This window comes from Sphaerotilus microaerophilus, assembly GCF_023734135.1.
Classification (GTDB): domain Bacteria; phylum Pseudomonadota; class Gammaproteobacteria; order Burkholderiales; family Burkholderiaceae_C; genus Sphaerotilus; species Sphaerotilus microaerophilus.
In genome coordinates this window covers 1,322,524-1,338,113 of the sequence record NZ_AP025730.1, presented here as the reverse complement: position 1 = coordinate 1,338,113, position 15,590 = coordinate 1,322,524, and the positions used below count along the sequence as shown (strand labels likewise).

14 protein-coding genes are annotated in these 15,590 nt (G+C 69.7%); 11 read left to right on the top strand and 3 right to left on the bottom strand.

The window, feature by feature from the left end:
- Nucleotides 1-12: 12 nt before the first annotated feature.
- The 5 genes from NGK70_RS05900 to rodA all read left to right on the top strand — a co-directional run bounded on the left by NGK70_RS05900 (nt 13) and on the right by rodA (nt 6,164).
- A complete protein-coding gene (locus NGK70_RS05900) occupies nt 13-1,056 on the top strand; it encodes a rod shape-determining protein (RefSeq protein ID WP_310742605.1) in 1,044 nt (347 codons plus the stop codon).
- 64 nt (nt 1,057-1,120) lie between these two features.
- Entirely contained in the window at nt 1,121-2,059 is a 939-nt protein-coding gene (mreC, locus tag NGK70_RS05895) for a rod shape-determining protein MreC (RefSeq protein WP_251972346.1), read from the top strand.
- A complete protein-coding gene (gene mreD / locus NGK70_RS05890) occupies nt 2,056-2,574 on the top strand; it encodes a rod shape-determining protein MreD (RefSeq protein WP_251972345.1) in 519 nt (172 codons plus the stop codon). Before mreC ends, mreD begins: the two co-directional genes overlap by 4 nt.
- A gap of 63 nt (nt 2,575-2,637) precedes the next feature.
- On the top strand, nt 2,638-5,013 hold the full coding sequence (mrdA, locus tag NGK70_RS05885; RefSeq protein ID WP_251973693.1) for a penicillin-binding protein 2: 2,376 nt from the start codon (nt 2,638-2,640) through the stop codon (nt 5,011-5,013).
- Nucleotides 5,010-6,164, top strand: coding sequence for a rod shape-determining protein RodA (rodA, locus tag NGK70_RS05880; RefSeq protein ID WP_251972344.1), 1,155 nt, complete (start codon nt 5,010-5,012; stop codon nt 6,162-6,164). The genes mrdA and rodA overlap by 4 nt, the downstream gene beginning before the upstream one ends.
- Before the next feature lie 84 nt (nt 6,165-6,248).
- On the opposite strand, the gene NGK70_RS05875 is transcribed toward rodA, so the two are convergent.
- Together NGK70_RS05875 and NGK70_RS05870 are read right to left on the bottom strand one after the other, a co-directional pair.
- The gene (locus NGK70_RS05875) at nt 6,249-7,820 is read right to left on the bottom strand and encodes a sensor histidine kinase (protein WP_251973692.1); all 1,572 of its coding nucleotides are present in this window, start codon (nt 7,818-7,820) and stop codon (nt 6,249-6,251) included.
- 65 nt (nt 7,821-7,885) lie between these two features.
- Entirely contained in the window at nt 7,886-8,557 is a 672-nt protein-coding gene (locus NGK70_RS05870; RefSeq protein ID WP_251972343.1) for a response regulator, read from the bottom strand.
- Nucleotides 8,558-8,775: 218 nt separating this feature from the next.
- On the opposite strand from NGK70_RS05870, the gene recA reads away from it, so the two are divergent.
- The 5 genes from recA to NGK70_RS05845 all read left to right on the top strand — a co-directional run bounded on the left by recA (nt 8,776) and on the right by NGK70_RS05845 (nt 13,219).
- A complete protein-coding gene (gene recA, locus NGK70_RS05865; protein ID WP_251972342.1) occupies nt 8,776-9,837 on the top strand; it encodes a recombinase RecA in 1,062 nt (353 codons plus the stop codon).
- Nucleotides 9,838-9,877: 40 nt separating this feature from the next.
- Nucleotides 9,878-10,402 (top strand): recombination regulator RecX, encoded by a 525-nt coding sequence (recX, locus tag NGK70_RS05860; RefSeq protein WP_251972341.1) that lies wholly within the window; start codon nt 9,878-9,880, stop codon nt 10,400-10,402.
- Nucleotides 10,403-10,652: 250 nt separating this feature from the next.
- Nucleotides 10,653-11,813, top strand: coding sequence for an ADP-forming succinate--CoA ligase subunit beta (sucC, locus tag NGK70_RS05855; protein ID WP_251972340.1), 1,161 nt, complete (start codon nt 10,653-10,655; stop codon nt 11,811-11,813).
- A gap of 23 nt (nt 11,814-11,836) precedes the next feature.
- Nucleotides 11,837-12,730 (top strand): succinate--CoA ligase subunit alpha, encoded by an 894-nt coding sequence (gene sucD, locus NGK70_RS05850; protein ID WP_251972339.1) that lies wholly within the window; start codon nt 11,837-11,839, stop codon nt 12,728-12,730.
- Between the two features lie 132 nt (nt 12,731-12,862).
- Nucleotides 12,863-13,219, top strand: a complete 357-nt coding sequence (locus NGK70_RS05845; RefSeq protein ID WP_251972338.1) for a phage holin family protein — start codon at nt 12,863-12,865, stop codon at nt 13,217-13,219.
- A gap of 30 nt (nt 13,220-13,249) precedes the next feature.
- Here the strand turns inward: NGK70_RS05845 and NGK70_RS05840 are convergent, their stop codons facing one another.
- Nucleotides 13,250-14,875, bottom strand: coding sequence for a M48 family metallopeptidase (locus tag NGK70_RS05840; protein ID WP_251972337.1), 1,626 nt, complete (start codon nt 14,873-14,875; stop codon nt 13,250-13,252).
- Nucleotides 14,876-15,057: 182 nt separating this feature from the next.
- On the opposite strand from NGK70_RS05840, the gene moaC reads away from it, so the two are divergent.
- On the top strand, nt 15,058-15,588 hold the full coding sequence (gene moaC, locus NGK70_RS05835) for a cyclic pyranopterin monophosphate synthase MoaC (RefSeq protein WP_251972336.1): 531 nt from the start codon (nt 15,058-15,060) through the stop codon (nt 15,586-15,588).
- Nucleotides 15,589-15,590: the final 2 nt, after the last annotated feature.

Here is a 15,590-nt window from a genome sequence, read left to right as displayed (position 1 = left end):
GAGTTGACCATGTTGTTCGGATCGCTGCGCCGCTACTTCTCCACCGATCTCGCGATCGACCTCGGGACCGCCAACACGCTGATTTACGTGCGCGGCACGGGCATCGTGCTGAACGAACCTTCCGTCGTCTCCATCCGCCACGAGGGCGGCCCCAACGGCAAGAAGACCATCCAGGCCGTCGGTGCCGAAGCCAAGGCCATGCTGGGCAAGGTGCCCGGCAACATCGAGGCCATCCGCCCGATGAAGGACGGCGTGATCGCCGACTTCACCGTCACCGAGCAGATGCTCAAGCAGTTCATCAAGATGGTGCATCCGCGCTCGCTGCTGCGGCCGAGCCCGCGCATCATCATCTGCGTGCCCTGCGGCTCCACCCAGGTCGAACGCCGCGCGATCCGCGAATCGGCACTTGGCGCGGGCGCCAGCGAGGTCTACCTGATCGAGGAACCCATGGCCGCGGCCATCGGTGCAGGCCTGCCGGTGAGCGAGGCGTCGGGCTCGATGGTGGTCGACATCGGCGGGGGCACCACCGAGGTCGGCGTGATCTCGCTGGGCGGCATGGTCTACAAGGGCAGCGTGCGCGTGGGCGGCGACAAGTTCGACGAAGCCATCATCAACTACATCCGCCGCAACTACGGCATGCTGATCGGCGAACCCACGGCCGAGGCCATCAAGAAGGAAATCGGCTCGGCCTTCCCGGGCTCCGAGGTCAAGGAGATGGAGGCCAAGGGCCGCAACCTCTCCGAGGGCGTGCCGCGCAGCTTCACCGTTTCGTCCAACGAGATCCTGGAGTCGCTGACCGATCCGCTCAACCAGATCGTGTCCAGCGTCAAGAAGGCCCTGGAGCAGACCCCGCCCGAGCTGGGTGCGGACATCGCCGAGCGCGGCATGATGCTCACCGGTGGTGGCGCGCTGCTGCGCGATCTGGACCGTCTGCTGGCCGAGGAAACCGGCCTGCCGGTGCTGGTGGCCGAAGACCCGTTGAGCTGCGTGGTGCGCGGCTGCGGCATGGCCCTGGAGCGCATGGAGCGCCTGGGCTCGATCTTCACATCGGAGTGATCCGGCCTGACGGCCGCGGCGCCCGGCGCGCCTGGGCCGTTGCGCCGTCCAGCATGAGTGCAGCATGCCCTTAGGCACCCTGGACCGCTCCCCGCCCCCCTTCTTCCGCCAGGGCCCCTCGGCCCTGACGCGGGTGGTGTTCTTCGCCTCGCTGGCCATCTGCCTGATGGCGCTGGACACACGCGCCGGGCTGACCGCACCGCTGCGCACGGCGCTGGCTGCGGCCCTGCACCCGGTTCAGCAGTTGATGCTGGCGCCGGTGTTGGCCATGGCCGGCGGTCGCGACTACCTGGGCGGCATCACTCAGGCCCGCGAGAGCGCCGAGTCGGCCCGCGCCCAACTGGCCCGCCAGGGCGAGCGCGCCCTGCAGGTCGAGCAGCTGTTGCGCGAGAACGAGCGCCTGCGCGGTCTGCTGGAGCTGCGCAGCCGCGTCAACGTGGTCTCGCACGCCGCCCAGGTGATCTACGACGCCGCCGACCCCTACACCCGCAAGATCGTGATCGACCGCGGCAGCAGCCATGGCCTGCGCCAGGGTGCGCCGGTGATCAACGAGGTCGGCGTGCTGGGCCAGGTGACGCGCCTGTACCCCTTGACCGCGGAGGTCACGCTGCTGACCGACCGCGATTCCGCCCTGCCGGTGCTGCTGCCGCGCAAGGCGATCCGCAGCATCGCGATGGGCGAGCCGCGCCGTGGTGCGCTGGAGCTGCGCTTCGTCGCTGCCAATGCCGACGTGCAGGTCGGCGACGTGGTGGAGACCTCGGGGCTGGACGGCGTCTACCCCGGCGGCTACCCGGTGGGCACGGTGCGCCAGGTGGACCGGCGCACCCAGTCCGACTTCGCGCAGATCGAGCTCACTCCCGCAGCCCCGCCCGACGGCGTGCGCCATGTGCTGGTGCTCGATCCACTCGCCCCGTTGCTGCCGGCCGCACCCGCCGCCAGTGCACCGGCCTCTGGTGCCTCCGGCGGCGCACGGCGCCCGGTCCCCAGGGGCAAGACGCCATGATGCCGCGCGCCAATGACCAGCTGCTGCTGCCGGTGAACCGCTGGTTCATGTGGGGCAGCCTCTTCGTCGCCCTGGCGGTGAACCTGCTTCCACTGGGGCGCCTGGCTTGGCGGCCCGACCTGCTGGCCGTGGTGCTGGCGTTCTGGACCGTGCACCAGCCGCGCCGCATCGGTGTGGGCATCGCCTTCTGCTTCGGCCTGGCGATGGACGTGCACCAGGGCGCGCTGCTGGGCCAGCATGCCCTGGCCTACACGCTGCTGAGCTTCTTCGCCATCACCGTGCACCGGCGCCTGACCTGGTTCACGGCGCCGGCGCAGGCGCTGCACGTGCTGCCGATCTTCGTGGCCATGCACCTCGTCGCGATGCTGGTGCGCCTGGCCACGGGAGACGGCTTCCCCGGTTGGCTGCTGCTGGCCGCCCCGCTGGGCGAGGCGCTGCTGTGGCCGCTGGTCAGCGTGCTGCTGCTGGCACCACAACGGCGCGCCCCGGACCGGGACGCGAACCGGCCGCTGTGAGGCCGCCGCGCGCAACCGCCAGACCGCGATGAGCCGCCCCGACCACAGGCCTTGGGCATGGGCATGACCGAGCTGCGCAACGTCGAGCAGGAGCTGGAGCGCTTTCGCGTGCGGCTGATCGTCGCGGGCGCCTTCGTGCTGTTCTGCTTCGGCCTGCTGATGGCGCGGCTGATCTACCTGCAGGTGGTCGTGCACGAGGACCTCGCCACCCAGGCCGAGAACAACCGCATCGCGGTGGTGCCCGTGGTGCCCAACCGCGGCCTGATCGTGGACCGCAACGGCGTCGTGCTGGCCGACAACTACTCGGCCTACACGCTGGAGATCACCCGCTCGCAGCTGCAGGCGCCGCTGGATGAGGTGATCGACCAGCTCGGCGAGGTGATCGGGGTCGAGCCACGCGACCGGCGCCGCTTCAGGCGGTTGATGGAAGACTCCAAGACCTTCGAATCCATCCCCCTGCGCACCAAGCTCAGCGACGCCGAGGTGGCGCGCTTCACCGCGCAGCGCTACCGCTTTCCGGGCGTGGAGATCAAGGCCCGGCTCTTCCGCAACTACCCCTACGGCGAACTGGCCAGCCATGTGCTGGGCTACATCGGCCGCATCAACCAGGCCGAGAAGGACGCGATGGAGGACTGGCCCGAGGAGGACTGGGCCAACTACCGCGGCACCGACGTGATCGGCAAGCTCGGCATCGAGCAGCGCTACGAGCGCGAGCTGCATGGCACCACCGGGGTGGAGGAGGTCGAGACCAGCGCCGGAGGTCACCCGGTGCGCCGCCTCAGCTCGGAGCCGGCCACGCCCGGCAACACCGTGCGGCTGTCGATCGACATCAAGCTGCAGGCGCTGGTGGAGGAGCTGTTCGGCGATCGCCGCGGTGCGCTGGTGGCCATCGACCCGCGCAACGGCGAGGTACTGGCCTTCGTCAGCAAACCCACCTTCGACCCCAATCTCTTCATCGGCGGCATCGACAACGACAGCTGGAAGGAACTCAACGAGTCCATCGACAAGCCGCTGCTGAACCGGGCGCTGCGCGGGACCTACCCGCCGGGCTCCACCTACAAGCCCTTCATGGCCATGGCCGCGCTCAACACCGGCAAGCGCACGGCCGGCTCGGTCACGATGGACTACGGCTACTTCATGTTCGGCAACCACCGCTTCCGCAGCCACGGCGACGAAGGCCTGGGTGCGGTGGACATGGCCCGCTCGATCATCAAGTCCTCCAACGTCTACTACTACGCGCTGGCCGCCGACTTGGGCGTGGACCTGATCCATGACCAGCTCGATCCCTTCGGCTTCGGCCGCCGCACCGGCATCGACCTGGATGGCGAAGTCACCGGCGACCTGCCCTCCACCGCCTGGAAGAAGCGCAAGTACAAGCGCGCCGACCTGCAGCGCTGGTACTCGGGCGAAACCATCTCGCTGGGCATCGGCCAGGGCTACAACAACTTCACGATGACCCAGCTCGCCAGCGCGATGGCCACCCTCGTCTCGGGCGGGCAGCGCTTCGAGCCCCGCCTGGTCAGCCGCATCGAGAACGTCGTCACCCGCGAGCAGCGCAGCATCTCGGCCCAGGCCCTGCCGCCGCTGGCGCTCAAGCCCGAGCACGTCGCCGTGATCCGCCGCGCCATGCATGGCGTGACGCAGGAGGGCACCTCCACGCGGGTGTTCGTCGGTGCGCCCTACCTCAGCGGCGGCAAGACCGGCACCGCCCAGGCCAAGAGCATCGGTCAGAACGAGAAGTACAACGCCTCCAAGCTCAACGAGTACCTGCGCGACCACTCGCTGTACACCGCCTTCGCGCCGCTGGACGAGCCCCGTGTGGCGCTGGCGGTGATCGTCGAGAACGCCGGCTTCGGCGCCGAGGCCGCCGCGCCGATCGCGCGCCGTGTGCTCGACTACCTGATTGCCGGCATCTACCCCGGCGAAGAGGACATCGCCCTGGTGCGCAAGGGCCTGGCCAGCGCCCCGGTGGGCGCAGGTCGCCCGGTGGCCTCGGTGCCGCTGCCGCCGTCGCGCGCGGTGGCCGGCGAGACGCAGGGTGGTGCGGTGTCGGCGGTCCCCACCGCCCAGGCGGCTTCGCAGGCAGCTTCACAGGCGATCTCGCAAGCGGTTGCGGCCACGGCGAACGCGGCCTCGGCAACCGCACCGGCAACGGCAACGGCCTCGGGCGTGGGAGCCCCCCCGGCTTCTGCAGCGTCCACCGCGGCCATGACCTCCAGCCCCGCAACCGCCGCCCGATCGGGCGTGCCCCGTGCGGCGTCTGCACCGCCCCCGTCGGCCAGCGCTGCGGCTTCGCGGCCCACCGCTGCCCGCCCTGCGTCGGCAGCGCCCCTCCCTCGCCGGGCCGCGGCAACGCCGTCGGTGTCACCGTCAGTGCCGCCATCGACACCGACGCCGCCCCCCACCCCGACCGAACGCCGCGAGGAGGCCCGCCCATGACTTCCGCCCTGGACGAGCGCACCTGGCGCCAGCGCCTGCAGCCGCTGTTCTCCGGCTTCGACCTGCCGCTGATGCTGGCGGTGCTGGTCCTGGCGGCCTGCGGACTGACGGCGATGTACTCCGCCGGTTTCGACCACGGCACGCGCTTCGTCGACCACACCCGCAACATGATCCTGGCCGCGCTGATCCTCTTCGGCGTCGCCCAGGTGCCCCCACAGCGGCTGATGGCCTTCGCCGTGCCGCTCTACACCATCGGCATGGTGCTGCTGGTGGCCACCGCGCTGTTCGGCGTGACCCGCAAGGGCGCCACCCGCTGGCTCAACATCGGCGTGGTGATCCAGCCCAGCGAGATCCTCAAGATCGCCACGCCGCTGATGCTGGCCTGGTGGTTCCAGCGCCGCGAGGGGGCCCGGCGCGTGCGCGACTTCGTCGGCGCCGCCCTGCTGCTGCTCGCCCCGGCGGCCCTGATCGCCAAGCAGCCCGACCTGGGCACCGCGATCCTGGTGTTCTCGGCGGGCTTCTACGTGATCTTCTTTGCCGGGCTGTCCTGGCGCCTGATCCTGCCGGTGGTGGCCATTGGCGCCACCGGGCTGATCGCCCTGGTGCTCAGCGAGGACAGCATCTGCCAGCCCGGTGTGGACTGGAAGGTCCTGCACGAGTACCAGAAGAACCGCGTGTGCACCCTGCTCGACCCCAGCAAGGACCCGCTGGGCAAGGGCTTCCACATCATCCAGGGCATGATCGCGATCGGCTCGGGCGGCCTCTGGGGCAAGGGCTTCATGAAGGGCACCCAGACCCACCTGGAGTTCATCCCCGAGCGCACCACCGACTTCATCTTCGCGGCCTACTCCGAGGAGTTCGGCCTGGCCGGCTTCCTGGTGCTGCTGTTCGGCTTCACCTTCCTGATCCTGCGCGGGCTGGCGATCTCCTTCGAGGCGCCCACCGTGTTCGCCCGCCTGCTGGCCGGCGCGATCACGCTGAGCTTCTTCACCTACGCGATGGTCAACATGGGCATGGTCAGCGGCATCCTGCCGGTGGTGGGCGTGCCGCTGCCCTTCGTCAGCTACGGCGGCACCGCGATGGTGATGCTCGGCCTGTCGCTGGGCATGCTGATGTCGATCGCCCGCTCACGCCGGCTGATGCCAAGCTGATGCCAAGCTGATGCCAAGCTGATGCCAAGCTGATGCCGATCTGATCCGCGCTACCGCCCACGCCTCGGCGCCGCGCCTGACTTGTCAGGCCAACGACATCGGCCCGGTCGGCTCCAGCGGCTCCAGCGGCTCCGGCGGTACCGGGGGAGCAGGGGGAGCCGACGGCGGCCCCTCGGCCGGCGCATGCGGCAGCCGCAGCGTGAAGCGCGCCCCGGGCCCCTCCCCGGGCGGGATCGAGCCAGGCACGCGGGCATCCTCCAGCAGCACCGCAGCGCCGTGCTGCTGGGCCACCTCGGCCACGATGGCCAGCCCCAGGCCGGAGCCATCCACCTTGGTGCCCAGCGCCCGGTAGAAGGGCTGGAACACCAGGTCGCGCTCCGCGGCAGGGATGCCCGGGCCGGAGTCCTCGACCTGCAGCACCACCACCTGCCCGAAGGGATCGGGCACCACCCGCACCGTCACCGTACCGCGTGGGGGCGTGTAGTGCAGCGCGTTGTCGACCAGGTTCACCAGCAACTCGCGCAGCATCACCTCGTGTCCCAGCACACGGGCATCGACGCTCCCTGCCCGCTCGGCGGGGGCCTCGAAATCCGGCCCCTCGTAGCCCAGGTCGATGCCGTCGTCGAGCGCACGGGGCACGAAGTCGCGCACCACGTCGGTGGCGAGCCGGTGCAGGTCGACCACGTCGCGCAGCGCCGTGCCTGAACGGGCCTCGGTGCGCGCCATCGACAGCAGCTGGTTGACCATGTGCGCCGCGCGCTGCGAGGCATTGGCCATCTGGTCCAGCGAGGCGCGCAGCGAGCGCGGGTCGCTCTGCCCCGACTCCAGCTCGCGCGCCGCCAGCTCGGCCTGCATGCGCAGCCCCGCCAGCGGCGTCTTCAGCTGGTGCGCCGCATCGGCCAGGAAGCGCTTCTGTGTCGTCATCGTGCTGCGCTGGCGCTCCAGCAGCTCGTTGATCGCCCGCACCAGCGGCGACACCTCCTCGGGCACCTCGCGCTCATCGATCGGCGACAGGTCGTCGCTCTGGCGCTTGCGGATGCGCTGCTGCAGGGCGTTCAAGGGGGCGAGGCCACGCACCAGCGCCAGCCACACCAGCAGCACCGCGATCGGCAGGATCACGAACTGCGGCAGGATCACGCCCTTGATGATCTCGGTGGCCAGGCGCGAGCGCTTGGTCAGCGTCTCGGCCACCTGCACCAGCGCCGGCCGCTCCTCGAAGCCCACCTGCACCCACTGGTAGGCCACGCGCACGCTCTCGCTGCCGATCTCGTCGTCACGCAGGCGCAACTCGCCGGGTGTCACCGCGTCGCCTTCGGGCGGCACCGGCAGCTCCCGATCCCCGCCGAGGAAGAGGCCCCGCGTGTCGAGCACCTGGTAGTAGACGCTGTCGGCCTCGTCGGCACGCAGCATGCGCACCATCTCGGGCGGCAGGTCGAGCTTGATCGCCTCCCCGCGCAGCTCGATGCGCTGCGCCAGCGAGCGCACCGACTCGACCAGCGCCCGGTCGTAGGGCCGGCTGGCGATGCCCTGCGCCGCCAGCCAGGTCAGCGCCAGGCTCATCGGCCACATCAGCAGCAGCGGGGCCAGCATCCAGTCGAGGATCTCGCCAAACAGCGAGCGCTGCTCGCGCCGCCGCGCGAGCACGCTGGGCCGCATGCTGCGCCGAGCGCCCTTGGCCGGCTGCGCCGCCGCCGTCGTTTTCACGGGCTCAGTTCACCGGCTCAGGCCGCGATGCGTTCCAGGCAGTAGCCCAGCCCGCGCACCGTGGCGATGCGGATCGGCCCCTGCTCGATCTTCTTGCGCAGGCGGTGGATGTAGACCTCGATGGCGTTGTTGCTGACCTCCTCGCCCCACTCGCACAGGCGCTCGACGAGCTGGTCCTTGCTCACCAGCCGGCCGGCGCGCTGCAGCAGCACCTCCAGCAGGCTCAGCTCGCGCGCCGACAGGTCGAGCATCTGCTCGTTGATGTAGGCCACGCGCCCGGTGGCGTCGAAGGTCAGTGGGCCGTGCTTGATCAGCGCCGAGGCCGAACCCAGGCCACGCCGCGTCAGCGCCCGCACCCGCGCCTCCAGTTCCTGCAGCGAGAAGGGCTTGGCCATGTAGTCGTCGGCCCCCAGGTCCAGCCCCTTGACACGCTGCTCGACACTGTCGGCCGCGGTCAGGATCAGCACCGGCACCGACGAACCGCGCGAGCGCAGCTTCTTCAGTACCTCCAGCCCATGTAGCTTGGGCAGCCCCAGGTCCAGGATGAGCAGGTCGAACTCGTGCGCGGCCAGTGCAGCATCCGCCTCGGAGCCGCTGGCGACATGGTCCACGGCGTAACCGGCCGCACGCAGGCTGCGCAACAGGCCATTGGCCAGCACTTGGTCATCTTCCGCGATCAGAATTCGCATGGCTCAGGTCTCCTCGACGGCCCCGTCACTGCGACACTCGCAGGCGCGGCCGTTCATGTCACCTATTCTAGGAACCCGACCCGGCGCCGGATATCGGGACTGTTGCCATACGGCATGACCTGCACCTGCCGGCGGCATGCCCACGCGCATGCGCCCCAGAAATACTGTACAAACATCCAGTTTTTGAGATAATGACACGCAAACCCAGGAGCACCCCGATGGAAGCCAACGCCAGTTCCAAGTCCGCCCTCAGCAGCGAAAAAGCCAAGGCCTTGCAGGTCGCGCTGGCCCAGATCGAGAAGCAGTTCGGCAAGGGCTCCATCATGCGCCTGGGCGAAGGCGAGGTGATCGAGGACATCCAGGTCGTCTCCACCGGCTCGCTGGGCCTGGACATCGCCCTGGGCGTGGGCGGCCTGCCGCGCGGGCGCGTCGTCGAGATCTATGGCCCGGAATCCTCCGGCAAGACCACCCTGACCCTGCAGGTCATCGCCGAGATGCAGAAGCTGGGTGGCGTGTGCGCCTTCATCGACGCCGAGCATGCCCTGGACGCCCAGTACGCGCAGAAGCTGGGCGTCAACCTGCAGGACCTGCTGATCTCCCAGCCCGACACCGGCGAACAGGCTCTCGAGATCGTCGACGCGCTGGTGCGCTCCGGCTCGGTGGACCTGATCGTGATCGACTCGGTGGCAGCGCTCACCCCCAAGGCCGAACTCGAAGGCGAGATGGGCGACGCCCTGCCCGGCCTGCAGGCCCGGCTGATGAGCCAGGCGCTGCGCAAGCTGACCGCGACCATCAAGAAGACCAACTGCACCGTCTTCTTCATCAACCAGATCCGCATGAAGATCGGCGTGATGTTCGGCAGCCCCGAGACCACCACCGGCGGCAATGCGCTGAAGTTCTACGCCTCGGTGCGCCTGGACATCCGCCGCATCGGCAGCATCAAGAAGGGCGAAGAGGTCATCGGCAGCGAAACCCGGGTCAAGGTGGTCAAGAACAAGGTCGCCCCCCCCTTCAAGACGGCCGAGTTCGACATCCTCTACGGCGAGGGCATCAGCCGCGAAGGCGAGATCATCGACCTGGGCGTGACCGCCAAGGTGCTCGACAAGGCCGGTGCCTGGTACGCCTACCAGGGCGAGAAGATCGGCCAGGGCAAGGACAACTGCCGCGAGTTCCTCCGCGAGAACCCACAGCTGGCCCGTGAGATCGAGAACAAGATCCGCGAGTCGATGAACATCGCCCTGCTGCCGCCCCCCGCCGCTGCGGCGGGCCAGGGCGGATGACGGGGTCGAGTCAGGCCAGGTGAATGCGTAAGGTGCTGAAATGACCTGGAGCAGGCCGCGGCGCACGGAGGGCGAAGCACCTCGGCGCACCCTGGACCAGCCTGGGCTGGCAGGGTTGAGCCTGAAGGGCCGGGCGCTGAAGTACCTGGCTGCGCGGGAGCACTCCCGCGTCGAACTGACCCGCAAGCTCGCCGCCCACGCCGAGTCGCCCGAGCAGATCGACACCTTGCTCGACGAACTGGAGCGGCTAGGCTACCTGAGTGCCGAGCGGGTGGTGGCCAGCGTCATCCATCGCAAGGCGGCTCGATTCGGCAGTGCCCGCATCCGCCAGGAGCTGGTGGCCAAGGGGCTGGACATCGCCGAGCACGGCGACGCCCTGGTCGCGTTGCGCGACACCGAGTACCAGCGCGCTCACGAGGCCTGGCAGCGCCGCTTCGGCGAGGCCCCCGCCACGGATGCGCAGGAGCGCGCCCGGCAAGCCCGCTTCCTGCTGGCGCGGGGCTTCCCGGCCGGCATCGTGGCCCGCATCGTCCGCGGCATCGGCGACCCTGCGCGCGACGACTGAGGCCGCTGAGGCGGTCCCGCCCCCAGCGGGGCCACTCCTCCGCACGGGCCTTTGGTCCCGCGCGCTGGCACCCGCCGCCACCACCCCTGACCTGCGGAAAGCCCGCACTTTTGCCGCACTGCAGCATGCTACAGTTCGCGCGCAATTTCGGGACACACCACATGGCGCAACGCCATTTCAGCGTGTACCACCCCAAAAAGGACCCGCCGGGCGCCGGCCCTTCCGCCCTCACACCAGCCAAGCACGACCCATGAAGATCCACGAGTACCAAGGCAAGGAAATCCTGCGCCAGTTCGACGTCCCGGTGCCCCGGGGCCATGCGGCATTCACCGTTGACGAGGCGGTGGAAGCGGCCCAGAAGCTGGGCGGCCCGGTGTGGGTGGTCAAGGCCCAGATCCACGCCGGTGGGCGCGGCAAGGGCGGCGGCGTCAAGGTCACCAAGACGCTCGAGGGCGTGCGCGAACTGGCCGGCCAGATCCTGGGCATGCAGCTCAAGACCCACCAGACCGGCCCCGAAGGCCAGAAGGTGCGCCGCCTGTACATCGAAGACGGCGCCGACATCGGCCGCGAGTTCTACGTCTCCCTGGTCACCGACCGCGCCTCGCAGAAGGTCGCCTTCATCGCCTCCAGCGAAGGCGGCATGGACATCGAAGAGGTCGCCCACTCGACCCCCGAGAAGATCGTCACCGAACTGATCGACCCGCTGACCGGCCTGGGCGACGAGCAGGCCGCCAAGATCGCGCGTGCCATCGGCATGGAAGGCCATACGGTCGACCAGGCGGTCACGCTGTTCAAGAACCTGTACCGCTGCTACATGGAGACGGATGCCTCGCTGGTCGAGATCAACCCGCTCAACCGCGACTCCAAGGGCAACCTGATCGCGCTGGACGCCAAGTTCAACTTCGACGCCAACGCCCTGTACCGTCACCCCGAAATCGTGGCCTACCGTGACCTGGACGAAGAAGATCCGGCCGAAGTCGAAGCCAGCAAGTTCGACCTGGCCTACATCAGCCTGGACGGCAACATCGGCTGCCTGGTCAACGGCGCCGGTCTGGCCATGGCCACGATGGACACCATCAAGCTGTTCGGCGGCGAGCCGGCCAACTTCCTGGACGTGGGCGGCGGTGCCACCACCGAGAAGGTCACCGAGGCCTTCAAGCTCATGCTGAAGAACCCGGACGTCAAGGGCATCCTGGTCAACATCTTCGGCGGCATCATGAAGTGCGACACCATCGCCGAGGGCGTGATCGCCGCCTCGCGCGCGGTGAACCTGAGCGTGCCGCTGGTGGTGCGCATGAAGGGCACCAACGAGGACCTGGGCAAGAAGATGCTGGCCGAGAGCGGTCTGCCGATCATCGCGGCCAACACCATGGCCGAAGCCGCGACGAAGATCGTCGAAGCGGTCAAGTAAGCGCCCAGCCAAGGAACACGAACATGTCGATTTTCATCAACAAGGACAGCCGGGTCATCACCCAGGGCATCACGGGCAAGACGGGCCAGTTCCACACGCTGGGCTGCCAGGCCTATGCGAACGGGAAGAACTGCTTCGTCGCGGGCGTGAACCCGAAGAAGGCGGGCGAGAAGTTCAGCGACATCCCCATCTACGCCAGCGTCAAGGAAGCCGCGCAGCAGCAGGGCGCCAACGTGAGCGTGATCTACGTGCCGCCCGCGGGCGCGGCCGCGGCGATCTGGGAAGCCGTCGAGGCGGACCTGGACCTGGCGATCTGCATCACCGAAGGCATCCCGGTGCGGGACATGCTGGAAGTGCGCAACAAGATGAAGGCCAAGGAAGCGGCTGGCGGCAAGAAGACGCTGCTGCTGGGCCCGAACTGCCCGGGTCTGATCACGCCCGAGGAAATCAAGATCGGCATCATGCCGGGGCACATCCACCGCAAGGGCCGCATCGGCGTGGTCTCGCGCTCGGGCACGCTGACCTATGAAGCGGTGGCGCAGCTGACCGAGATCGGCCTGGGCCAGAGCTCGGCCGTCGGCATCGGTGGCGACCCGATCAACGGGCTGAAGCACATCGACGTGATGCGCGCCTTCAATGACGATCCGGACACCGATGCGGTGATCATGATCGGCGAGATCGGCGGCCCGGACGAGGCGGAAGCCGCGATGTGGTGCAAGGCGAACATGAAGAAGCCGGTGGTGGGCTTCATCGCCGGTGTGACCGCTCCGGCGGGCAAGCGCATGGGTCACGCCGGTGCGCTGATCAGCGGCGGTGCGGACACGGCCGACGCCAAGCTGGCGATCATGGAGGAGTGCGGCTTCACGATCACGCGCAACCCTTCCGAAATGGCGCGCCTGCTCAAGGGGCTGATCTGAGTTGAGCGAGTCCGGGCAGCACCGGCCGGCACATGCCGCCGGCCCGCCGCCCGACATCGCCACGGAGCCGCCTGCGGGCGGCTTTTTTGCGCCCCTGCGCCATCGACCACGCGGCTGTGTATGCTGCGGAGCATGGTCAAACTGCTCATTCGCTGGTCCCTGCTGGCTGCCGCCCTGCTGTTGATCAGCCATCTCTACAGCGGCATGGTGGTGCAGAGCTTCACCGCGGCGCTGATCGTCGCCCTGGTGCTGGGCTTGCTCAATGCCATCGTCCGGCCGGTGCTGATCCTGCTGACGCTGCCGGCCACCATCGTCACCCTCGGGCTCTTCCTGTTCGTCATCAACGCCGCGATGCTCTACACCGCCGCCTGGATGCTGGACGGGTTCCAGGTCACCGGCTTTGGCGCCGCGCTGCTGGCCTCGCTGCTCTACAGCGCCTGCGGCATGGTCATCGACGCGGCCTTGCAGCATCTGTTCCGGGACCGCTGACGCGGCCCGGCATCGCGGCAGCGGCCCGGCTCAGCGCGGGCCGTTGCCGCCTTCTTCACGCTGATCAGCTTGGTCACGCCGACGGCGCTCTTCGATCGCCTTCAGTCGCGCGTCGATCACGGCAGCCTCCACCGAGTCGGCCCCACCCGTGCTGCGCGCCAGGCGCTGGCCCGCGCGCAGGCGGTCGGCCGCCCCGCTCAGGTCGCCCCAGGCCAGGTGCGCCTCGCCCTGGGCACGCAGGGAGGCCAGGCGTGCGCCGAGCCGCTCCTCGACCTGCGCCAGCGCCATCCAGGCCGAGCCGTCCTGCGGGTGCAGCGCCACCCAGGTGCGCAGCTCCTCGGCCGTGCGGGTGAGCGACTGCGCCGGACCCGGCTGCGCCACCACCACCCTGGCACCCAGCAGCATCGCCGCGCGCGAGCCATCCAGCGGCGCCTGGGCCAGCAGCGCCGCGGCCTCGCGCGGGCGGTCGCGCTCCAGCAGGGACTCCACCTGCGCCTGCAGCACGGCACGCTGCGCCGCGACCGACGGGGTGGCCAGCGCACGGGCACGCGCCAGGGCGGCGTCCGCCTGCGGCCAGTTCTTCAGCCGGGTCGCGGCCACCGCCGCTGCATACGCCGCGGTCAGGGCCTGCGGATCGCTCCCCGCAGTCGTTGGCGCGCTGCCTGTGCCATGTCCTGCCGCCGTCACGCTGCCGGCCAGGCGCTGCAGCGCCTCGCTGCGGTTTTCCATCAGGCCGCGGGCACGCCCCTGCATCGCGGCGTGCCACCACAGCGCCTGGGCACCGCCCGACCCCATGAGGTCCAGCAGGGTCGATGCGCCCTCCACGCCCAAGCGGGAGCGCGCCTCGGCCACCCGCTCGGTGGTCAGCGGGTGGGAGCGCAGGTAGGGGAACTGGTTGTAGTCGGTCAGCCGCTGCGCCTGCTGCATGCGCTCGAACATGCCCGCCATGCCGCTGCCGGCAAATCCGGCCTGCTCCAGCACGCCAAAGCCCACGCGGTCCGCCTCCCGCTCCATGTCGCGCGAAAAGTTCAGCTGCCCCTGCGCCACGGCCGCCTGCCCGCCGACGATCATCGCGTTGGCCGCATCGACGTTGCTGCGTGCCGCCGCCATCACCCCCAGGATCATCGCCACCACGCCGAGCAGCGACTGGCGCCGGTTCGACGCGAGCATGCGCGCGATGTGCCGCTGGGTGACGTGCGACAGCTCGTGCGCCAGCACCGACGCCAGTTCGTCGCGCGTGGCCGTCATCGACAGCAGCCCCAGGTGCACGCCGATGTAGCCGCCCGGCAGCGCAAAGGCGTTGACGCTGCGGTCGCGCACGATGAAGGTTTCCCACGCGAAGTGCTGGGCCAGCTCCTCCGGCAGATCGCCACGGGCCTTGGCCGCCTGCAGCAGCGGCGTGAAGACCGACCGCACGTAGTCGACCAGCAGCGCATCGTCGAGCAGGTCCGGGTCGCGCCGGGCCTCCTGCATGATGCGGTCACCGATGCGGCGCTCGGCCCCGATGCCCAGGTCCTCACCCGCCGCATCGCCCAGCGCCGGCAGCGCCGAGCGACCTGGACCGCCCTGTGCGAGCACACCGGCAGGCACCGGCAGCAGCAGCGCGGCGGCCAGCAGACCGGCCAGGCCGCGCTGCGCCGCCGATCGCTGTGCCACCACCCGCCGCCCACGGCCCACTGCGGGGCACGCGGGGCACGCGGGGCACGCGGGGCGCACGGGGGCTCCGGCACAGGAAGACAGGAGCCGGTGCGCGGCGCCACGGCAAGAGGCTGGGGACGACATGCCGCCTATCATGCCGCCACAATGTCACACCCGTGTAAACCCAGCCAGTCCCCCTCATGAGCCAGCCGACCCTGCCCGCCGACACGACCCACCCGGGCGAGATCGCCTCACCCCTGACGCATTTCGACGCCCACGGCCAGGCACACATGGTCGATGTGGGCGACAAGGCCGTCACGCACCGGGTCGCCACCGCCGAGGGCCGCATCTGCATGCAGCCCGCCACCCTGGCGCTGATCACGCAGGGCAGCGCCAAGAAGGGCGACGTGATCGGCATCGCCCGCATCGCCGCCATCCAGGGCGCCAAGCGCACCGCCGACCTGATCCCGCTGTGCCACCCGCTCGCACTCACCCGCGTGGCGGTGGAGTTCGAGATCGACGCGGCAGCCAGCACCGTGCGCTGCCGCGCCACCGTCGAGACCACCGGGCGCACCGGCGTCGAGATGGAAGCGCTCACCGCCGTGCAGATCGGCCTGCTGACGATCTACGACATGTGCAAGGCCGCCGAGAAGGGCATGGTCATCACCGACGTGCGCCTGCTGGAAAAGCGCGGCGGCAAGTCGGGGGAGTGGCGCACAGCGGCGCCCTGACG